This window comes from Chryseobacterium jejuense (genome assembly GCF_017877355.1).
Classification (GTDB): domain Bacteria; phylum Bacteroidota; class Bacteroidia; order Flavobacteriales; family Weeksellaceae; genus Chryseobacterium; species Chryseobacterium jejuense_A.
In genome coordinates, this window is sequence record NZ_JAGIPR010000003.1 from 148,879 (window position 1) to 171,179 (window position 22,301).

The 22,301-nt window shown below is 35.7% G+C and carries 18 protein-coding genes; 3 read left to right on the top strand and 15 right to left on the bottom strand.

From position 1 onward, the window contains the following. Positions 1–106: 106 nt before the first annotated feature. Both J2772_RS07835 and J2772_RS07840 read right to left on the bottom strand, forming a co-directional pair. Positions 107–2,047 (bottom strand): oleate hydratase, encoded by a 1,941-nt coding sequence (locus J2772_RS07835; RefSeq protein ID WP_209915383.1) that lies wholly within the window; start codon positions 2,045–2,047, stop codon positions 107–109. 88 nt (positions 2,048–2,135) lie between these two features. Next, positions 2,136–3,014 carry a helix-turn-helix domain-containing protein gene (locus tag J2772_RS07840; RefSeq protein WP_209915385.1) on the bottom strand — a complete coding sequence of 293 codons (879 nt, stop codon included), beginning with the start codon at positions 3,012–3,014 and terminating at the stop codon, positions 2,136–2,138. Positions 3,015–3,319: 305 nt separating this feature from the next. Here J2772_RS07840 and J2772_RS07845 point away from each other — a divergent pair, with 305 nt between their 5' ends. Next, entirely contained in the window at positions 3,320–4,501 is a 1,182-nt protein-coding gene (locus J2772_RS07845) for an MFS transporter (RefSeq protein ID WP_209915920.1), read from the top strand. 88 nt (positions 4,502–4,589) lie between these two features. Here J2772_RS07845 and J2772_RS07850 read toward each other — a convergent pair whose 3' ends face one another. The 5 genes from J2772_RS07850 to J2772_RS07870 form a co-directional block, all read right to left on the bottom strand. Continuing rightward, entirely contained in the window at positions 4,590–7,382 is a 2,793-nt protein-coding gene (locus J2772_RS07850; protein ID WP_209915387.1) for a reprolysin-like metallopeptidase, read from the bottom strand. A gap of 560 nt (positions 7,383–7,942) precedes the next feature. Further along, positions 7,943–8,566, bottom strand: coding sequence for a hypothetical protein (locus J2772_RS07855; protein ID WP_209915389.1), 624 nt, complete (start codon positions 8,564–8,566; stop codon positions 7,943–7,945). A gap of 114 nt (positions 8,567–8,680) precedes the next feature. Then, entirely contained in the window at positions 8,681–8,968 is a 288-nt protein-coding gene (locus tag J2772_RS07860) for a hypothetical protein (RefSeq protein ID WP_209915391.1), read from the bottom strand. A gap of 3 nt (positions 8,969–8,971) precedes the next feature. After that, a complete protein-coding gene (locus J2772_RS07865) occupies positions 8,972–9,916 on the bottom strand; it encodes a hypothetical protein (protein ID WP_209915393.1) in 945 nt (314 codons plus the stop codon). 73 nt (positions 9,917–9,989) lie between these two features. Continuing rightward, entirely contained in the window at positions 9,990–10,970 is a 981-nt protein-coding gene (locus J2772_RS07870) for a YpdA family putative bacillithiol disulfide reductase (protein WP_209915395.1), read from the bottom strand. A gap of 285 nt (positions 10,971–11,255) precedes the next feature. Here J2772_RS07870 and J2772_RS07875 point away from each other — a divergent pair, with 285 nt between their 5' ends. Next, a complete protein-coding gene (locus tag J2772_RS07875) occupies positions 11,256–11,900 on the top strand; it encodes a hypothetical protein (RefSeq protein ID WP_209915398.1) in 645 nt (214 codons plus the stop codon). Positions 11,901–12,015: 115 nt separating this feature from the next. Here J2772_RS07875 and J2772_RS07880 read toward each other — a convergent pair whose 3' ends face one another. From J2772_RS07880 to J2772_RS07915, 8 genes are all read right to left on the bottom strand, one after another. Beyond that, positions 12,016–13,308: a glycosyl transferase family 1 gene (locus tag J2772_RS07880; RefSeq protein WP_209915400.1), complete on the bottom strand. Its 1,293-nt coding sequence runs from the start codon at positions 13,306–13,308 to the stop codon at positions 12,016–12,018. Between the two features lie 99 nt (positions 13,309–13,407). Next, positions 13,408–13,680, bottom strand: a complete 273-nt coding sequence (locus J2772_RS07885) for a GIY-YIG nuclease family protein (RefSeq protein ID WP_245365178.1) — start codon at positions 13,678–13,680, stop codon at positions 13,408–13,410. Between the two features lie 63 nt (positions 13,681–13,743). Next, positions 13,744–16,284 (bottom strand): YfhO family protein, encoded by a 2,541-nt coding sequence (locus J2772_RS07890; protein ID WP_209915402.1) that lies wholly within the window; start codon positions 16,282–16,284, stop codon positions 13,744–13,746. Positions 16,285–16,315: 31 nt separating this feature from the next. Further along, positions 16,316–16,546 (bottom strand): hypothetical protein, encoded by a 231-nt coding sequence (locus tag J2772_RS07895; protein WP_209915404.1) that lies wholly within the window; start codon positions 16,544–16,546, stop codon positions 16,316–16,318. A 65-nt stretch (positions 16,547–16,611) separates the two neighbouring features. Continuing rightward, the gene (locus tag J2772_RS07900; protein WP_209915406.1) at positions 16,612–17,661 is read right to left on the bottom strand and encodes a DUF6263 family protein; all 1,050 of its coding nucleotides are present in this window, start codon (positions 17,659–17,661) and stop codon (positions 16,612–16,614) included. A 32-nt stretch (positions 17,662–17,693) separates the two neighbouring features. Next, a complete protein-coding gene (gene rlmB / locus J2772_RS07905; RefSeq protein ID WP_066694653.1) occupies positions 17,694–18,437 on the bottom strand; it encodes a 23S rRNA (guanosine(2251)-2'-O)-methyltransferase RlmB in 744 nt (247 codons plus the stop codon). A gap of 105 nt (positions 18,438–18,542) precedes the next feature. Then, on the bottom strand, positions 18,543–19,013 hold the full coding sequence (locus tag J2772_RS07910; protein WP_209915408.1) for a DinB family protein: 471 nt from the start codon (positions 19,011–19,013) through the stop codon (positions 18,543–18,545). 333 nt (positions 19,014–19,346) lie between these two features. Next, positions 19,347–20,684 carry a peptide-N-glycosidase F-related protein gene (locus J2772_RS07915; RefSeq protein ID WP_209915410.1) on the bottom strand — a complete coding sequence of 446 codons (1,338 nt, stop codon included), beginning with the start codon at positions 20,682–20,684 and terminating at the stop codon, positions 19,347–19,349. A gap of 240 nt (positions 20,685–20,924) precedes the next feature. Between J2772_RS07915 and J2772_RS07920 the strand changes: the two genes are divergently transcribed. Then, entirely contained in the window at positions 20,925–22,226 is a 1,302-nt protein-coding gene (locus J2772_RS07920) for a hypothetical protein (RefSeq protein ID WP_209915412.1), read from the top strand. The last annotated feature ends 75 nt before the right edge of the window (positions 22,227–22,301 follow it).

The following is a 22,301-nucleotide window of genomic DNA, read 5'->3' on the forward strand; positions in this document are numbered from 1 at the left end:
ATAAATGCATAAAATAATTCGCGCATTCGTAGCAATTAAGTATTCAATTCTATCATTGATAAAATCCTTTCGCCTTTGCGTTTTCTAACATTAATTGCCCAAATTTTTAGCTTTTCACCCCTTTAATCCAGTCCTGGAATTTACCAACCTGCTCCATAAAGAAAGATTCATGCTCCTCTTTTTCTTCAGGGCGGTCAACCAATATATGCTCAAAGTAAGTGTTTTTCAGGATTTTTCTTAGAATTCCTTCTCCCAGGAAAGGTTTATAGTCATTTAATGCCTGAGTAGCTTTTAGTAAATGTCGGATGTCGTACTGCAACGGATTAATATCCGGAACCTGTTTGTTAAGATTAAGAAGGTTGTATACGGCAATTCTGGCTGTTCTTACAGAACTTTCCATTGTAAATACCACATCGTTATTGGTTTCTACGAATTGTCCCACCAATCCTAAGTTGGTACACCCTTCAGGAACCACTCTCGGACGGTCTCCGTGGGCTCTAGGCATAAACATAGAGGTGATATAAGGCATAAATGCCGTACGTACAATTGTGTTTTCAATAACGTTATTCAGTTGATCTGTCATTCCAAGATGATAGCATAGTTCAGCAAGGATTTCGTTCCCGGTACATTCCGGCATTGTTTTTTTGATGTAATTTCCTTCTTTATCCATCAATAAGGCATATACCCATACTACAAGGATATCATCCGGCTGGGTAGGGTAGTGTGGCTGTCTGTTGCAGGTAAAACTCATCACCCAATTAGAATCTGTAATGGTGATAATACCTCCTGTAGCTGTTTTTCCGGAATAAGGATCATTCACACATAATTCTTTTAACTTTTCAGTAAATGCTGAAGGACGACACGTTAATGTTGCAGATTCCCATGATGACTTTTCAATATGGCTACAGAATTTTTCAGGTTTTCCGAAAACTTCAGATTTGGCTGCCAGATTTTTCCATAATTTCCATCCGGCACTTTGTCCGGCACTGCTGTTATCTATAGTTACTTCAGGAACAGTATTATTATCTCCGTAGAAAGTACTTTCGGTCATAGATCCGGTGGTCACAATCACATAGTCATCTTTACCGATCGGTATTCTCACTTCTTCTCCTTTTTGTTCAGTAATAATACCTTCTACTGTTTTTCCCTCCGTATTAATATGAATGTCAAGATCCTTTACCAAAGTATTAAACTGGATCTGTACTCCTTTTTCCACTAAGAAGTTCTTTAAAGGGGTAACAAAGGTGTCATATTGGTTGTATTTCGGAAATACGAGGCATGAAAAATCTTTCATACCATCAATGGCGTGAAGGAATCTGTGCATGTACAGTTTTAGTTCCAATAAACTATGCCAGTTTTCAAAAGCAAACATAGAACGCCAGAAGAACCAGAAATTACTGTTCAGGAATGATTCTGAGAAATAATCTTCAATGCTGAGATCATCAAGTTCCTCTTTTTTCTTTAATAAAAGTTTTACAATAGCCAGCTGGTCTTTTTTCTCCAATCCGAATTTACTGAAATCCTGGATCTGTCCTTGATTATGAATTAATCTTGCTTTAGAATAGTTTGGATCATTATCATTAATGAGGCGGTATTCATCCAGAACACTGTAAGGTGCAGGCAATTCCAGCGCGGGAATATCCTGGAATATATCCCATAGATTTTCATAAGTCATATCCATTTCACGTCCGCCACGGATGATATACCCATCTTTTGCATTTCCGGCTCCGTCTAGCGAGCCGCCTTCAATCGCAAGCTGATCGAGGAAAATGATGTTTTTTCCTGGAACATGACCGTCACGGATGAAATAATAGGCTGCAGACATCCCTGCAATTCCGCTTCCGACAATATAGATTTTACTGTTTTCGTAGGATTGTAAAGGGATTCCTTTATTTCTTTGATAGTTTCCGATCTGGTCTGAAAAAGGCATTGTCTTTTCAGGGGTGTTAATCTGAACTTCCTTGCTTGAATCCGGTTCGTGGTTTACTTTTCCAAACTGATCAGAGGTATTTAAAACTTTGTCGAATTTTGAATTGATTGTACTCATTTTGTCTTGTTTTAATGAACATTATAAAGGTACCTCTATTCAAAATGCAATGTATATCCCTAATGTCAGAATTAGTGTCCCGAAATTCCTACGACTTAATATTTTCTGTTATTCTATACTCAGAAGGCGAAACGGAAGTATGTTTTTTGAAAAAACGGCCAAAGGCAGAAGTAGAATTGAACTGAAGCTCAAAAGCTATTTCCGAGATAGTAAGGTCCGGATTTCCTAACATAACGTAAGCTTCTTTCAACAGGGCTTCATCTATAACCTCGTGAGGAGTCTTTCCACTGGCTTTTTTAATGATTTCAATAAGATATTTGTTGGAGACACAGAGCTGATCGGCATAAAACTGAACTGTTCTGTGTTGTCTGATGTTTTCCCGGATCAGCTGACTGAATTTAAGATAGAGATCTTTTCTACCTTCTTCCTTATCAGAATCTGTAGAATGTTTCGCTTCTATAATTTCTGCAGTTTCCAGCAGAAGATTGAAAATAATGGTACGAACAATTTCTTCTTTGAATTTTCCTTGTTTTCTGGATTTCTTTTTGAGATAGTTCAGTAAATTCTGCAAAACCAAAGAGTTTTTGTGCGTAGTTTTTACAATGCTGTAAGAACCCATGGAAAACAGGTTCATTTTCTCGATGATAAAAGGGTTCGAGATATTTTTGATCAGAAAATTTTTGTCGAAGAATAATAGTTTCATCATAAAATCCTGACTGGTTTTCAGGAATTTTACAATAGTAGATGGAGCAGCAACCAGAATACTGTGGGCATCGGCTTTATATTGACGATGGTCTATTTCAAGACTTACTTCTCCAGCAGTACAGATGCACAGGGCATAGTAATCCATTCTGAAGGAAGCTTTAGGAAATTCAAAAATGGCTTTTCCGGAGGAGATATAGTAGGATTGGCGACAGTCAATACTGTAAAAAGAAAGAGTATCGTGTAAGTTTTCGTAGGTTACCATTCTTAGGTATTGATTGATTTTTTATAGGTGTTTTTAAAAAAAATAAGATTAAGAAGCCTGTCGTTGCTGCAATTTACGAATTTTATAAATGCTTTTAGATCTTATGTATCAAAAATATTCGTTTTTATTAGGATACAGCCAATTGTTTATTTTTATGAACGTTATTTATAAAAAAGGCTTAAAATAAAGGTGTTTGAGGCTATTTTTACCTAACTTTGCACTTTCAAATTTTCCCCCAAAATATTATTGTGAAACTAATAAACGTATACACGAGTTCTTTCAAAGGACTCTCGCAGGAGAGTTGGATGCTGGCGTTGGTAATGCTCATCAACAGGGCAGGTTCTATGGTACTTCCTTTTTTGGGAGTCTATATGACAGATCATTTACATTTTAGTATTGAGAATTCAGGAATAGTTCTTAGCTTTTTTGGAATCGGTTCGGTTATTGGTTCATGGTTTGGTGGAATGATCACGGATAAAATTGGTGAATATAGGGTACAGAGTTTGAGTTTACTGCTCAGTGTGCCTTTGTTCTGTATGATTCCTTTATTTGAAACCGAAGTAGGTTTAGCGGGAATTATCCTCGCTCAGAGTATTGTAAGTGAAACATTCCGTCCGGCAAACTCGGTAGCGATTACAAAGTATGCGAAGCCCGAAAATATAACCAGAGCTTTCTCACTGAACCGTATGGCCGTTAATTTAGGATTTTCCATAGGTCCTGCATTGGGAGGAATCCTGTCTGCTATTTCTTATGAATTTTTGTTTTATAGTAATGCTTTGGCTGCTTTATTGGCAGGATTAATGTATATCTGGTTCTTTAAAGGCCGCGCAAAACGGGCTAAACAGGAAGCAAAAAAAGTAAAAGAGACTATAGCAATTAAAAAAGAGAATTCACCTTATAAGGATGGTAAGTTTTTGATTTACTGTATATTATGTATGCTGTTTTCTGTTTGTTTCTTCCAGTTATTCAGTACGTTAACAATTTTTTATAAAGATACTGCACATTTGAGCCAGCAGAATATCGGTTATATTCTTGGCTATAGCGGATTCCTGATTGTTCTGTTGGAAATGGGGTTGGTACAGGTTGCGGAAAAGTATTTTAGTCTTGCGTTTACCATGCTGATAGGAACACTTATCTGTGGGTTTTCCTATGCCATGATGGCTTTTGATTATAGTATGATTACTTTATTGGTTTCTATGACACTGCTTTGTATCGGGGAAATCTGGACACTTCCTTTTATGTCAACCATCACGGCATTGCGTTCCGGAGCCAATAATAAAGGTGCTTACATGGGACTGAATGGGATATCTTTTTCCATAGCATTTATCATTACACCTTATATAGGAACCCTGATTGCAGAGAAATTAGGATTTAATACTTTGTGGATTGGGACCGGAGTACTGGCAACAGGGATTGCGATTGCTCTTTATTTTGTCATTCCATGGATGCTTAAAGATAAAAAGAATGTGGAAGAAGATTGGGTTTAAAATGATAAGCTTTTTCTTGCACAACATACAAACCCCAGCCAAATCATATTTCGGCTGGGGTTTTCATTGAATATAAATATTATTAAGTTTATTTGATAATTACCTTTTTAGCTACTTTTTTGCCATCTACATTGAAGACCATAATATAGTTTCCTTTAGCAAAGCTGGTAAGATCTATGCGGGTTTCATTGGTAATACCGGTCTGGCTGTGTACCAATCTTCCGGCAATATCAAAGATGTGTACCTCTGTAGCAGTATTCTTTTTCATCAGAACATTGAACTTTCCATTGGATGGGTTTGGATAGATCTGGAATCCATCTTTTTCTAATACCTTGTCATTTACTGAGAGGGTAGAGATCGGTTGTCTGGTACAAAGTTCAATGGCAGCAGCATTTACTGTTCCGGAAGTATCGTTTGCCGTAACATTATTAAGAACATCAGAAGTATGTAATGCTTTTATAAGCCAGTTTCCATTTGGACTTTGGCCATAATATTTGCTTAGATCCAATCTTATAGGTTCTATATGTGGATTGGTTCCCAGGTTATTGCAGTTCATCACCGGAGATTCTCCCTCCTGGTCAAATGTGGCTTTCAGTACATTGGTTCCTGAGCAGTTTCCAAGCCAGAATATTTGATCACCTTGATCTGTGGGACTTTTAAGTATTAAGGCTGATTCTTTAATATCAGTGTAGGTAAGATCCATAATGATATTAATATCCTCAATCAAGGTTGTATTGGCAACATTGATATTAATATTTGCCGGTGAACCTGGGCTGAATGCAAATGTTCCATCAGCCGGATATTGAGTACAGTTCATGGTGATATTATAATCAATAGCGAAAGCCGGACTTGCTGCATAATAGATGTTTCCTACAGATTCTACAATGATAAATGCTTTTTTGGCAGGAGTAGAAGGAATGGTAATCATTTCTTCCCCGTCATTAGCCGTATTGGAAACAAGTGGTGTAAAAGTAGTACCACCATCTGTTGAAATTAAAATGTTTACAGATTGGGTATTGATGGGAGCAGTATTGGTTCCGGCAACATCCCACTTTAAGAGATGAGAAGATCCAGATGAGTAGTTCTGGTTTAATGATAAGGATGTAATTTTAAATGGTCCGGTGCTTCCATCTACATTTACTACGGCTTCATCTGTTGCTGTTTGTCCACCACCAGTAGCATTGTCTCTTACCAAGCTTATGAATTTCATACTTCGGGCCACATCAGAAGTCATATTCCATGTACTGTATAAACTACCTTCAAGAACTTCATTGAGGGGTGGAAGGTATCTTGTTGGGCTTGAAGTTGGAGAATATACCCTGAAATTTGGATTTAGAGCAGAAGTACGATCAGGATATGTAAATTTCATTTTGGGAACAATTTGATTTTGTACAACCTCTGCCGGATTTAAAAGTAAGTCTAAGAAATCCACTTCAAAATTCGGATTTGGTGCTGCAATATCTGCTTCTTCCCAGGAATAAGTCAAACTATTATTATCAGGATCAGTTCCTGTAGCAGTCAATTTAAATGCTGTTCCTTTTGGAATTGTATAATCAGATCCTGCATTTACTGTTGGTGGATTATTGGTTAATTCTGTTATGGTAGCACAACTGGTTGTTTTGACGTATTTATTAATCTGGCTGATACTATAATGCAGAAACTGATCATTGAATTTATCCGCTACATCATACACTGCCGTTACCCCAGGATAACCCATGACAGTTACACCACTTCCAGTTTCTCTGTTAGCACCTGTTTCTGGTATAATTACCTGAGGTTCTTGAGGCTGCCCAAATAATAAAGGTACTATAGTTACATTTTCAGGCTTTGAAAAGGTGTGGTTGGCACCAAACATATGTCCCATTTCATGAGCCGCAGCAATTGCATACATAAAACCTTCGGGTGTAAACTGACCAATATAAGCGAATCCTCCATTACATACCGAACCAATAGCTGAAGCTTTTCCCCCTCCTGTTTTTTGGTTGGAAAATAGCATACCCAGATCATAATTGCCACTTCCGATAGTATTATTAAGAGTAGCTTTAATTTCATCATCTAACGTTTGTGCCTCTGTGAATGTTGAATATGGATCTGTAGTTTTATCGAGGAAAATAAGCTGGTCATTATTGGCTACCAGATTCATATGAATGGAAAGATCCCTTTCATAAACAGGATTGATATAGCTCATTAGGTTATTAATAGCCGCTATTGAATTGGCAACGGTTCCACCATGGTATTCACTAAATTCTCCATCGGTAGATGCCGCCAGTCTATAGGTTCTGAATTTCTGGTCACTGGTATTATCAGTAGGGAATACCTTGGCTGAAACACCAGAGTTTTTTTCCTGAATCTGGCATTCGAAATTATTGATTTTTGAAAGTATTTCCGGAACAGCCGGGCTCACCAAATATACTGAGGCATCTTTGGTAGCAGGTTCAATCACTGTGGGTTTTTGATCAGGATTCAATATAATAATATGGATTCCTTTGGGGGAAAGACCAAAGCTGATTGTTTTCCCAGGATTGCTTACAGATGTACCTCTGTAGGATTTAATATCCGGAAATTTAGCTGCTAGCTCAGGAACCATGTTGGAAGTCTCATAAACACTGTATCTTTCAAACTTTCCATCTAATCCGGGAATGTCTATGATTACAGTAGACCGGGTAGCTATTCCTGTTTTGGATACAGGAGCTGCCTGTAATGCTGATTTCAATTGATTGATGTCCAGGAAGTAGGCGTTGGAGTAATCAGCTCCGATGTTCCTTTTGGATTCAATTAAATTTCTCTCGTTGATTTTTGTTTTTTTCCAGAAGCTCTGTGCATACAGACTTTGGCCTCCTATGGCAGCAATCGCCAAAAGTAGGTAGATTTTTTTTTTCATGTTTTTATTTTTGGGTTCTTTTCGTTATTAAAATGATAATAACTTTGCTAAAAGTATAAATTTATCTCATATGTTTGAAATATTTTATTTTATGTTAAATTATTGATTATCATTAATTTATGATGTGGTTTTCCGTTAAAAATCACATTGTGTTTAAAAACGGAATCTTTATTTTTTATGAATAATAAATTTTTTTGAATAAAATCATAATTATATAAAATTATAAAGCAGCCCGTTTTTGAGCTGCTTTATAATTTATTTTATAAAAGTTGGAAATAAATGGATCTATATTCCATGGAAGCGCTGTGGTTCTTTCCGGTTTCCATCTTTCTATGATTACAGAACTGTTGCTTTTTTAATTTCGCTCCTGCTGATAAGAATTCCTTTTCTTTTATCTTCTTTAAAATCAATATCATGAACATCCGGAAGATATTTTTGTACATTATGGATGAAACCTGAAAAATCCCTGTTCCATTCATCAGAGATTCTGATCTTTTTATTTTTCCAGTTTTTGATCCAAAAGGTAAGCCTGTTTTTTGTTATCCCAGGTGGTTAAAAAGTTATAGTTCTTTTGCCTGTTCTCTGTAATCTTTCAAACTACCGCTATCAGTATAAGTTCCTTTGTCAAATATTTTGTAAAAGCCTGTTGTCTTGAGTTGTTTATTGTAAGGAACACCAATAGTTTTATTCTCTTTTTGGGTATACTTCACCTCATTTCCAAATTTGCCATTTAGGAAATCAGATGATATTTTTTCGGTAAGGAAGAACTTTTCAAGGGATGGATAAAATGTATTAAAATCAATATGGTAATAATCATCAATTTTAATCATTGGAAATTTTTCCTGTTTAGGCTCAGGTAGGATTTTGTCATACCATCTAAGTGGCAGCTTTCTTATCACTTCAGGTTTTTTATTTAAAAAAATCCGATATTCCATCGTATGATATTCCCCGTCAAGAGGAGGAGAATTGATAAAAAAAATAGCTTCTATACCCCTCCAGTCAATGATGAGATCCTGAGTGTAGGTGACAACTGTAAAGCAGTCCTGATGATATAATAGTTTGGCTTTATACTTATTGATTTCATCTGTATTGCTGGAAGTGGGAATTCCTTTGTTGATGGTGTATAAAATAAAAAACAAAAGAAAACTTACCATGAAAGCTGCTGAAATATAATACAAATTCATCTCATTTTTTACCATCAAAATAATAACCATAATTGCAATGATTAGAAAAATGCTAATGAATATATTTAAAATGATAACAGGATTAATTTTCATGGTTTTTGTGCTTGATATGCTTTATTTGTATTTATCAATTCCCATCAATATATAGAAAATCGTCAATACGAGAATGATGAGGAATGAAATACTGATGGGCAAGAGCCATAGCCCTGTTTTTTTTCCGGGTTTAAAATATTTCCATCGGAAAAACACCCATACACAAATACTGAATACAGCAAGGATATTAAGTTCTATGAATGACTTAGGAATCTGCCCATCTTCATATAAATAAGTATACCACACATGACTGATTCCTGCCAGCTGTAGTATGGTAATGATAATAGGAATAATATTGATTGTACCCATGTTCTATTTTGTGAAAACTTTATACAATTGCCTGTTATTTACAAAATAAAGCTGGTTGTTGATTTTGTTTGGAATGGTGTTAAATTCCGGATTGCCGCTTGACATTATTTTGAATTTCCCCTTCTGCTGATTCATCGATATGTTGATATAATAATATCCAGCTTCAACCCTATGAGGAATAGCAAGAACAAAATGATTTCCGCCGCCACCCCATACCCAGAATTTACTCATCATGGCATAGTCATATTCTTCAAAAATATTTTTGGAAAGTGAACCATTTTCAAAAGGAGTGAAATGTCTTTTAAATTTTGGAAGTATTCTTTTTTCAGTGGGCTGTAGTAAGGGATTTAGAAATTTATCCAAAGATTCAGGGGCATTCAATACTATAAACTGATCTTGTCCTGTATGTACATATAGATCTCCTTTTTTTAGATCACCTGTAAATGGAATTTTATCCTTCGGGATATTATATTTAGCGGAAAAATACTTGATAAATAAAGAATCATTGATCTGATTGAGTTCATAATCGGATTTTTGAGCATAGATGCTTCTTAAACTATCTTCTCCTCTTTTATATCTGGCAGATTCGTCAATGGTTTTTATTTCCTGTTTTTCTAAAGTAATATCATTAAGTAATTCATATTCTCCTTCTTTATTTTCTACAATAAAAAAGCCATCACCATATACAAAAACACGGCTCTTAATACTATGACTCACACCAGTCTGAGCAGAATAAAAACTTATACTGTCCCCATAGTGTGTATAAACCAAGGCAGAATCATCATAGAAAATTTTATCTATATCACTCACTAACGGTTCTATTACGATGTTGGGATTAGAGGTGGCTGGGAAAACCGGAATGTCCGGATATTTATCCTGTCCTTTCTCTTCTTTACAACTCAGTAGAAGGATTGAAAAGATGCCCAAAAATAAGTATTTATTCATCATATCTTTATGTTTCTATACTTTCCTCTTCATCTGTAATCTCTGCTTTTTATGATTAGTGATCTCTATTTTAAAATTATGAATGTTTTTCAGGATACTTAGACAAAATGGAGTTGACGATCATACTGGCATGAACTCTGGAATTTTCAATAAACCATAGATGAGTATCCTTTCCGCCACAGACTACTCCTGCAAGATAGAGATCGGGAACATTCGTTTCCATAGTTTCAAGGTTATAAAATGGGTTCAGGCAGTCACCATTCAATTCAATCCCTGAATTTTTCAGGAATTCAAAATCAGGAATGTAGCCTGTCATGGCCAAAACAAAATCATTTTCAATCTCATGACTATGGTTATTTTCATCCTTAAAAACTATGGAATTTTCTTTTACTTCCACCATTTCTGCATTAAAATAAGCCTTAATACTTCCTTCTGTAATCCGGTTTTCAATATCCGGCTTTACCCAATATTTTACACTTTTTGAAATTTCGGAATGGCGGATAATCATGGTAACTTCAGCGCCTTTTCTATAGGTTTCAAGAGCTGCATCCACCGCCGAATTGCTGGATCCTACCACTACCACTTTCTGTTTTGCATAGGGATAAGGTTCGGTATAATAATGTTTCACTTTCGGAAGTTCCTCACCCGGAATATTCATCAGGTTAGGGATGTCATAAAATCCAGTGGCAATCACTACATTTTTAGCCTTGTACTTTCCTTTTGTGGTCTCAATGTCAAATACATCAGGTGTTTTGGATACTTTCAGCACTTTTTCGTAAAGGTGAATATTCAGATTCTTTTGTCTGGCAATTCCTTGATAGTATTCCAATGCATCCTGCCTCCCCGGTTTGGGAGCCGTAGAAATAAAAGGAGTTCTATCAATTTCCAGTTTTTCAGCCGTTGAAAAGAACCGCATGTACAAAGGATAATGGTACAATGAGTTGACTATGGTTCCTTTTTCTAAGATTAAATAATTCAAGTTGTTTTTCTGGGCTTCAATAGCACAGTTGATGCCGATAGGGCCTGCTCCTATAATGAGAATATCCAAAATTTCCATATCTCAAAGGTACGATGTAATTGGGAAAAATATTCATTTGGGGAGATAATAAGCAGAGATATAATAGATATTTAGATAATAGACGGATAGATAATAGACGGATAGATAATAGACGGATAGATGAGGGACGGAATAGTCGGAAAAAGGAAAGCCCAAACTCATACTTTTAGATTTGAGACTATTGAAAGGTTGATAAGCATAAGTCCTATATGCTGAGCCTCACATCTTACATTCTGCATTGGCATCAGTTTTGGTGTTTTTCTAGTTATTATAAAACTAAAAGATATGAAAAAACTATTCGTTTCAATCCTTATACTGAGCCTGGTAGTGGCCTGTAAGAAAGAAGCAGGAAAGCCGGTTCCCAGCGAAATTGATACTGTTACCCGTGTAAAACCACTGGACAGTGCTGCAATGGCTAAGGAAAAAGTGAAGAAAGAAGGTGATATTAAAACAGCGAATGATGAGGTTTTGAAAGCTTTAAAAGCTAAGGATTACAAAACATTTGCATCACTGATTCATCCTGAAAAGGGAATAAGTTTTTCCATGTATGCATTTGTAGATCCTAAAGGAGACAAGCATTTTACCAAAGAGGAATTTGAAAAATACCAGCCCACAAAAACATTATTTACTTGGGGAGCAAAGGATGGTTCCGGAGATCCCTATAAAGCAACAATTAATGATTATCTCGGAAAGTGGGTATTTTCCGGTGACTTTACCACTTCCCAATATTCGTTGAACAAATTTATCGGGGGCGGAAATTCATTGAATAACCTTGAAAAAGTTTATCCTAAAAAAGATTTTACAGAAAACTATATTAAAGGAACTGAAAAGAATGGTGAAATGGATTGGAAAACGGTCCGCTTTGTTTTTGAAGAATTCCAGGGGAAATATTATCTGATCGCTGTAGTTAATGACCAATGGACCATTTAAGGAATAGATTTTAGAAGTGTAAAGAGACTAAATGTTTTCTAAACTACAAAAGTCACAAAAGTATTTAAAATAAAAGCTTTTGTGACTTTTGTGGTTTGAAATTTTCGATACTTCTTTATAAAATATCAATAAGTTGCTTTGTTAAATTTTTTCTTGAAAATTGCTCGATATGTTGAGTGTTTTCAGAGAGCTTTCCGTTTTTCCAAAGCTCAAATTTTTCAAGAATAAACCTTTTTACCGTTTCGGAATCATCATAACTGAAATGTTTTCCGGCGTGGGTTTCTTCCAGGATTTTAGCAACATCAGCCTGATCCGGTCCAAATGAAAGGATCTGTTTTCCGGATGCAAGATATTCAAATATCTTCCCTGGAATAATTCCTTTTGAAGCTTCATTCGGGAAATTGGTAATCAGCAGCATTTCTGAGGTCTGCATTTCTTCAACCGCTTTGCCATGAGATAGATATCCAAGGTTCAAAATATGATTTTTCAGACTTGAATTTTCAATAGTATGAAGGATTTTATCATCAATTCTTCCTACAAATTTTAAGCTGAAATGCTTTGCAAATTCTGTATTTTCCTTTATCAATTCATCCAGAGCTTTCCAAAGATTCTCAGGATTTCTAAGCTGCTCCAGTACTCCGATATAGCTTAACACAAAAGACGTATTGGTCTCTTTTTGTTCTGCTGCTTTCTCATTGGAATCACTTTCATCAAAACCATTGGTAATACAAACGGCGTTAGCCCCTGCTTTTCTAAAATTGTCAGCATCCGTATAACTTGTTGCCAGCGTAATATCTGCATTCTTGAAGACTGCGCTTTCCAGCTGACGATGCTTTTTGTCTGAACCTTTGGTAAGTTTCAGATGTTTGTAGTAGGAAATCTCTGTCCATGGATCACGGAAATCTGCAATCCATTTTAAATTTGGTAATCTATCCTTTAAGCCTAATCCAATCAGGTGAAGAGAGTGGGGTGGACCTGAGGTTACGATGGTGTCAATCTTATTTTCCTGTAAATATTTTTCCAAAAATTTAATAGATGGTTTTACCCAAAAAACTCTGGCATCAGGAATGAAAAAATTGCCTCTTACCCATATCGAGAGTTTGGATTTCCAACTTTGATTTTTTCCTACATCAAATTGCCCGGCTTTGAATTTTTTGTTGCTTTTATTAAGCTTTTCAGCCAGTTGATAGGGCTCCCAGATTTTTGTCCTGACGATTTCAATGTTTTCAGGAATATCCTTCATCAAGGTTTCATCCATCAATGGATAACTCGGATTTTCCGGGGTATAGATCACCGGTTTCCAGCCAAAATCAGGCAGATATTTGGCGAACTTCAACCATCTTTGAACACCAGGACCTCCCGCAGGAGGCCAGTAATAGGTGATAATCAATATTTTCTTTTGTTCCATTTTTTATGAATCGTCTATTATTCATTTGTCATTCTGAACGAAGCGAAGCGTAGTGAAGAATCTCATTCTATCTCTTCATTCAGAAATTTCCAATCGGAATTAAATTCTGTAATTAGGGTTTCTTTTTTTTTCTCTGGTCCAGCCCTTTATTTGCTTTTCTCTTCTTATTGCGGTCTCAATGTCATCAAAATGTTCAAAATAAATTAAATAAAAGCATTTATATTTTGAGGTGAAACTTCTATCAATAGCTTCTGGATGTTGATGCCAATATAATCTGTTTTTCAAATCATTGGTAACTCCTGTGTATAATACTGTTTTTATTTTGTTGGTCAGTATATAAACATAGTAATTATGAGCTCCTAATGTTTTCATTTTAATTTGAGATTCTTCATTGCGCTATGCTTCATTCAGAATGACAAAGCGCAATGTTTAAGATTAGGCTTTCTGTTCAACTAAAGTTTCTTTTTTCTTATTCTTATTCATCCAGAACATTCCAAAGGCTGCCAGGGCGATAAATAATCCGAAGCTTAATAAAGAGATCCATTTTCCTTTTTCAATCACTTCCGGCTCAAATACCATTCTGATGTGGTGACTTCCAGCAGGAACATGTACTGCACGAAGTAAATAATCTGCTTTAATGTAAGGAACCTCTTTTTCATCGATAAGAACTTTCCATCCGTGAGGATAATATACTTCAGAGAAAACGGCCAATTGAGGAGTCTTCGACTGAGATTTAAATTCTAACTCGTTAGGTTGGTATTTTGTTAAATTGATGAATGCTGTTGAATCTGCCTGAACGGGTTTATTACTGAAATAAGCCTTGTCAGAAGATGCAATAACGGCTGTTTTTTTATTATCGATTTCCCCGATAGATTTAATTTCTTCGTTAGGAGTATCTACAAATTTAAGATCGCTTACAAACCATGCATTTCCGTTCGCTTTAGGATTGGGAACAACCTGAGGCTGATCCGGACCTCCGAAAACCATGTATTTTGCATTCAGTAAGTTTAATATTCTTGGTGTTTTTACAGTGTCGGTATTGTTGATATACTCATTCAGTATATCGTCATATCTTCTCAATTTTACAGCATGGTATCCACCAATGGATGCTTTAAAGTAAGAAGTATTCGTTTCACTGGTGACACCCAGGGTTTGGTTGTAAATTCTATAGTGAGCTTTATCTTTCTCAGCGATAGTTTCTAAGGTCTTGTTAATATTTACATTAGATAAAATAGACTCAAGGTTAGGATTTCCCTGTACCTTTTCAGTTAATAGATCTGAACTTTCTGTCTGGAAAGGATTTTCAGCAAAGATCTTGTCTACATAATTTTCGTCATTTAAATAACGTTTGTTTACTGTCCACAGATCAAATAAACTTACCAAACCAATCACTACCAAAGCAATATTAGGGTTAAGTTTTTTCTTTAAACTCAAGAATAGGGCAGCTGCAGTAATAGCTACATAGATAAATGCTTTTATAGCATCTATTTTAAATAGTTTATATCTTTCTTCTACCAGATAATCTAAAAGGAAAGGAGGGAAGTAGGTCTTCTCACCTGCTGTAGAAAACCCTAGTAATGATTTACCGAAGATTAAAAGAATTAATAGTAACCCTAATGTTCCGCCACTTACATACATCAGAATCTTCTGTTTGTATTCCTCTGTCAGTTTTTCATCTGTGAAGAACCTGTATAATCCTAAAATCGCAATTAAAGGGAATAATAATTCTACTACTACAAGAATAGAAGATGGTGCTCTGAATTTATTGTAAAACGGAACGTAATCAATAAAGAAATCAGATAACGGCATAAAGTTGCTTCCCCAGGCCAGTAAGATGGTTAGAATAGAAGCTCCTAAAATCCAGTAACGGTATTTTTTCCATGCAAAGAAGAATCCTAACAGAGCAAGGAAACATACAATAGCTCCCTGGTAAGCAGGTCCTGAAGTTCCCGGTTGGTCTCCCCAATACGTCATTCCGCTGAAGCCTTTTGAAATTCTGTCCATTTCAGCCTGAGAGCCTACATTTTCCTGAACAAGCTCCTGTACCTTATTCATCATTTCCTTAGCTTCCGGTTCCTGGCTTCCGCCACCCATTAATCTTGGAATGAAAAGGTTTAAAGTTTCCAGTTGTCCGTAGCTCCACATTAGCATACTTTCCTTATCCATTCCGGATTTTCCTGAAGTATGACTGTCATTGGTTAAGATCTGTTTTCCACGAACGGTTTCTTTTACATATTCAGAATTGGCCATAATTCTTTGGGAATTCATTCCAACCCCAATAATACAAGAAGCTGCTATAATTCCTGAAGAAATCAGGAAATGTTTCATCGGAGTCTTTTTCTGGATCGCTCTGATTAGCTCAGACAGAAATAAAAACCCTAGAGCCAGAAACAGATAATAGGTCATCTGTGGATGGTTTGCTGCAATCTGAAGACCCATGAAAAGGGTAGTGACAATGAATCCCCAGATATATTGTTTTCTGATGTAAACCAGTAAAATTCCGGCTAAAAGCGGAGCGAAATATTCAATAGTATTTACTTTTCCATTATGTCCCGCAGCAATAATGATATAGAAATAAGTGGAAAGCCCAAAGAAAGTAGCACCCAGTAAGGCATACTTCCAGTTTCTGACCACTACCATTCCCAAAAGGAAAAAACCTGCAAAAAGCAGGAAAAGATAATTGACTGGTCTTGGCAGGAAATTCAGGTTGCTGTCGATTTTCTTGATGATGTCACCTTTAAACTGGCTACCCATCTGATAAGTCGGCATTCCCCCGAACATAGAGTCACTCCAATAGGTTTCATTTCCTGTGTTAGCTCTATAGTCTAGAAGTTCTTTTGCTCCTCCTCTGTATTGCACAATATCATGCTGGAAAAGCTGTTTTCCTGAAAATACAGGAGTTGAATATAAAAATGCTAAAACTATAAATACTACTAATGAAACTGCAATATAAATTAAGTTTTTATTTTTTGCCATGCTGGTTATTATCTTTTATTTCTTGGATTTTTTACCTTTTACCTTTACTCTCTTTTACCTCTTCATAATCTACGGTTTCCGCATCCCATTTAAGGTTCTTATTGTTATTCTTATTCGAGCTGTTGATATCTTGCTGTGAATTATTTTGCTGTTGGTTATTGAACCTGTAGCTGTAAAATGTCTTAAAGAAAATTCTTTTCAGAATATTCCATACAAAGAAAATAATAATGGCGGACAGTACTAACTCAAGAATGTACTTCATAATAAATTGATTTAAGGTTTAAAGAGTAAGAATCAATGTTTGATCCTTACCCTTTTAAGCTTTAATTATTTTGCAGAAGGGTTTACCATTACAGAAGAATTGGAAACACTTTTCATAGATTGAGATTGTTTTCCGTCTGAAATAGTTTCTATCTGCGTAGTTTTTACATTGATGTTCTGGTTGGTGATCCATCCTGTATTTTCATCAAATTTGATGGTTCCGCTCTGAGCAAGTTCACTGCTCATGCTGTGTGTGATAGGTCCCTGAGCTTTCTTTTCAGTTTTCTTAGGAATTCCTCCGCTTACAGCAATTTCAGCAGTTCCGTTCCCAAGGCTCTTTAATACATAGTTTGAAGTTACCTTGATGGTTCCGGTTGGATCTGCATTTTCAGAAGTTGTCCATTTTTCACCTATTTTTACACCTTTTTTAGGAATGATGGAAAGGTTTTTATTGAACTGATCTTTCAATACTTTCTCATTAAAAGACTGCTTAAGGCTTGCTACAACACTCGCTCTTTCATTGGCATCCTTAATTAATGTTGTAAGAGCTGTTGTAACTTTGGTATAAACAGCATCAAAACCTGTAATGGAAATCACATTTCCTTTTGTATCCATCTTCATATCAAGTTTATTGCTGGTAAGCGCTTTGTTGATATTCCAGATCATTTTAAGGTCGTCTTCTTTCGGAAGAGCTTGTTTAGTGTCTACTACAACAGTTTTCCCCTGTGCAGACTGAGAGCTTCTTTTAGAAACTAAATTAAGCGTCATTTCATAAACGTTTCCTTTGATGTCATTTACCGTGAAGTTCATTTCATCTGTAGATTCCGATGTGGCAGTGATGGATTTCCCCTGAGGATCCGTCATTGTTTTTACATCTCTCTGATAAGTAGTAAGAGGATAAGTTTTACCTTTTTCAAGTTTGAAAGTCTGAGTAACGATTCCGGCAGAATCTCTGATAGCTGGATTTTCTGCTACCTTTGCTACAGAATCAGCAGGAACTTCTATCGTTACTGTTTTTCCTGTTTTAGGATCTACTTTCGTGATTTTTGCCGTTTCTTTTTTACAAGACACAAGAGCTATAGATGATAATAGCGCTATTGCTGCTATGTTTTTCATTTTCTAATTTTTTTAAGTGTTGTGTTACCGAATTAATTTATTTTCAAACTCTTCTGTCTCACTGCTTCATAAAGGATTGCTCCACATGCCACGGAAACATTCAGAGATTGAGTTTTTCCTTCAATAGGAAGTTTTATTTTTTCGTCAGAATGATGCAATACTTCTTTAGAAATACCTGTTTCCTCATTTCCCATAACGATAGCGCATGGTTCTGTGAAATCTACATCATAGATAAGTTTCTGAGCTTTTTCAGATGCCGAAAATACAGTAATTCCGCTCTGTTGAAGGAAATCTACTGCATGAGCAAGGTTGTTTTCCTTACAGATTTTAATATTATAAATAGCTCCTGCAGACGTTTTAATGGCGTCAGAATTGATAGGAGCTGCTCCTTTTTCAGGAATAATAACAGCATCTATACCCACACATTCTGCCGTTCTGCAGATCGCTCCAAAGTTTCTTACATCTGTAAGTCTGTCCAGAATCAAAAGGAAAGGAGTTTTACCTTCTTCAAATAATTGTGGAACAAGATCCTCCACTTTATGAAACGGAACATCCGAAATAAAAGCAACCACACCCTGGTGGTTTTTTCTTGTAAAACGGTTCAGTTTTTCAACCGGAACATAATTGGGACGGATTTTATTTTTCGCTAAAATCGCTTTTAGTTCAGCATAAATAGGACCCTGAAGTGCATTCTGCACAAAGATCTTGTCAATCGTTTTTCCCGCTTCAATTGCTTCAATCACGGGACGCAGCCCGAAAATAAAATCGTCTTTCATTGATTTGTATAAAATTTTATGTTTAAGGTCACCAGGATTCGGGGTTGGAAATCCGTGAAGATTGTTCCACTTCTAACTTCCAGCTCCCTTTCTTCCAGCGTACTACTAATATTTTTCTCCTAAAATTGCTCTTTTCTGCGCCATTACATATCCGTAATGAAGGCTTTCATGCATATTGTTAAAGATAATGGCATCCTGAATGCTCTTCAAATCCATCCCGAAACTTGTAGTGTAGGGCGTATAGTCTGAAAAGAAATCGCTGTCATAATCCTTCATTAAAATTTTAGAGGTTTCTGTAAGTAAAAACTCAAGATCTTCTACTTCGGATTTTTGAACATTTAAGTTCGGTAACGTTCCTTTTTTGTACGTTTCAACCCAATATTTATCAATACGGAAAGGGTTTCCGCTTAAATAATAATGCAAAAGCTGCTGAGTAGCAACCGTGTGGGCGATATTCCAGTAAATATTGTTGTTGAAGCCATCCGGAATCAGCAGAAGATCCTCGTGGGAAGTGTTCTGCAGGATATCTAAAATGTTTCTTCTTACCTGTCTGTGTGCTTGAAAATGATAATTCATTTTGCAGAAATTTTAATCACCAAAAATAGTTTAATAAACTGAAAATGACAATTTTTTGGGTAAAGGATTAAAGTAAAAGTTCTATAATGCCTGAAAAATACATTATTTATTATTTTCTTTTTACGGGGAAATTTGACAGGATTGTAATGGGTTTTAGAAAATTTAACTTCTCCTTTTTAGATATTTATCAATTTTTATGAAGCTAAAAACCCTCCGATGATTTTTGTCAAGGGAGGGCTTTTTATTATTTATTAACTGTTTTTTATGACTTATTGTATGCTTTTCAAAAAGGTTTTAAAGGAAGATCTGCTTTCGTATTCTTATTGAAATTGATTATTTTTTGATGATCTTATGCTTAAAAGTAGTTCCGTCTTTCAATATAATGTTTAAAAAATAGACTCCGGTGTTGTATGATGAAAGATTGATTCTGTTTTCTTTATAAACTTCAGCAAGTTTTCTTCCATCCATACTAAAAAGGGTCATGGATGTGATATCTTCTTTCGATTTTATATTGACAAAATCAGTTGTAGGATTAGGGTAAATATTCACATCTATTGTTTTTACATCCTTTACATGTAAAGAAGCATTGCTTTTCCCCTGCATGTAAACAGATAAAAATACATCACCATCCTTTCCATTGAAAACAGCAGTAGGGATCGTATGTTTTAAAGTGTGATTTCCTGCCGTCATGGAGGGTAAGGTAAAACCTCTGATAGGAACCGAATTACCCGGGCACCAGTTGTTCCATGAAGTCCATTGTGCAAATGTTGCAGGAGCACTTTGATAGATTCCGTTACCTTGTGTATTATATGCTCTGAAAGGTTCACAGGAAATTCCACCTGGAGTATAGGTCAATACCTGTACATCATCTATATAAGTGTAGTTTTGTCTTCTGACATATTCTTCACCACCTGTACCAGCTCCATGTGGAGTGGAGATTAAAAAAAAGCGAGCATTGGTGACAGCGGTAGGAAGATTGAATGTAACAAGTCTTACAGTCTCTCCGGTAACATCAGTACTGTTATAGTTGTTGAGTTTATTATAACTTAATATAGGAACCAGTGTATTGTAATCTGTAGGAGTTGCTCCTACGTCAGTTGAGAAGAAAGTTAGGTTTCCTGAAAAAACATCAATTCTATTTGCACAGCCTGCAACTTGTGTCTGTGCAGCATAAGGTACTCCAAAAACATCAAGTTCCATATACATATCATAAGCATTTCGAAGTTCTGTATTATGAAATACGCTGTACAGGTTGCTGATGTCATAAGTGAAAGGGACTTCTATTGGAGCTCGGTTTTTATTCATGAACGGAGTGATGTAACGGGCTGCTTCAATTCTTTTCACATTCGCGTCATTCATAGTATAGGTAGGTTGATTTTTGGGAACCAGTGCCAAAAATACTTCTCCCAGACGATCATAATTATCACATAGAGCACCTATGGTTACTCTCATTGCGATTTTTGCTTTAAAGGAATCTAATTCTGCATCTGTAAGCTTTTTTGCATATCTTGTGTTACCTAATCTGATGAGACCGGAAGGAACGGGAGCAGTGGTAAGAGAATCATAGCCGTCATAATATACAGCATCTGAAATCAGATTCGTCACAGTTGTTGTCTGTGATTTGAAGAGGCCTGTAATGAATAGACTTGCAAAAAATAGTCTTTTATACATATCGTTGATATTTAATGTAAATATATTAAAATATGTATTAAAAATAACGATTATTTGTTTTTGTTTTTAGATTAATGGTTGTTTTGTTGTTGAATGTTTAAATATTTTAATTAAATAAAGAAATTTGTATTGAAAGCATTCATCTTAGTTAGCAGATCTCATTGAATAATTTTTTTTTATTACAAGAATCAATATTTTATTATTAAATTAGCATTGTATTCAATGGTAATATTATTAATAATGAAAAGAATTTTACTTTTATCTCTGTTCTTTGTAGTGTTAGCAGTTAAAGCTCAGATCAATATCAATATCGGAAGTGGAAGTGTAGGATCTGCACCTATAAGCAGTTTTTTTTCCTATTCCTACGTTCAGCAGATTTTTCCTAAGCAGGAAGTGAATGCCAGTGCTGCAGGAAATATAACAGGGTTAATTTTTTATCTTGATCCTTCTGCAAACATTAATGACTCTTCTAATTGGAATGTTTATCTTGGCCATACCCCAAAAGTATCCTTTGCATCCAATACAGACTGGATTCCAGCTGCTCAACTGACTCAGGTATTTGCGGGTACCGTTAATAAAAATGGTAATAAAATTGAAATCGTTTTTACCACTCCATTCGCTTATAATAACATTGATAATTTGGTAGTGGCTGCAAAAGAAAATTCGCCAAGTATCGATATTAATAATTTTGATGAAGTCTTTCGTGTTTATCCTTATATACAGAATTCTTCTCTTGTTTATAAAGGTGATCGTAATGTTGTTGATCCGGCCTCTCCACCTGGAGGAATAAGAGTAGATTATAAATCTGCAGTAACCATTTCAGGTTTAACAGCTAATCTTGCTCCAGGTTGCCCTTTGGTGATTTCTCCTGCCAATAATGCACAATTTATTCCTTTGTCACCTAGTATTAGCTGGCAATCCGTGATGGGGGCAACTTCTTATAGGTTATCTTTGGGGACAAGTCCTGGCGGAACGGATGTTATCAATAATCAAACGGTCAATAGTGTAAATTATAATCTTTCACCATCTATTGTTCTTAATCGTGATACTAATTATTATTTTAAAGTAACTGCTGTGTCTGCTAATGGTGAGTCTTCCGGCTGTGCGGATTATACTTTTAAAACAATTCCTCCAATACCAGTAAATGATGCATGTTCCGGAGCTTTGCAGGTTTCTGCGTTTCCTTATGCCTATACACAGGCTGATGGAATGTCGTCTACTAATAACGGAGGATTTATATTAGCATGTGCTAATGATGGAATGAACGATGGTTTATGGTTTAAATTAACAGGAGATGGTAGTAAATATGAGATTAAAGTTACTCCTGCAGCAGCTTCTTTTGATCCTAAAATAGGAGTATACAGTGGAAATTGTAATAGTTTGGTTTGTGTAGGTACAAAAGATGTTGGTGGAGGTGGTTCTTCTGAAACAATGACGATTACAACAACTGCGGGAACAGAATATTATATTAATATAGGATCTTATGAGGATTCAGTAGATAAACCGGAAGGTGCGTTTACAATAAATATTACAAAACTCTAATTTCTCTACATAATTTTTCACTGTAAGGAAGTATTACATTATATAAAATGTTGTGATAATTATTTGTCACAACAT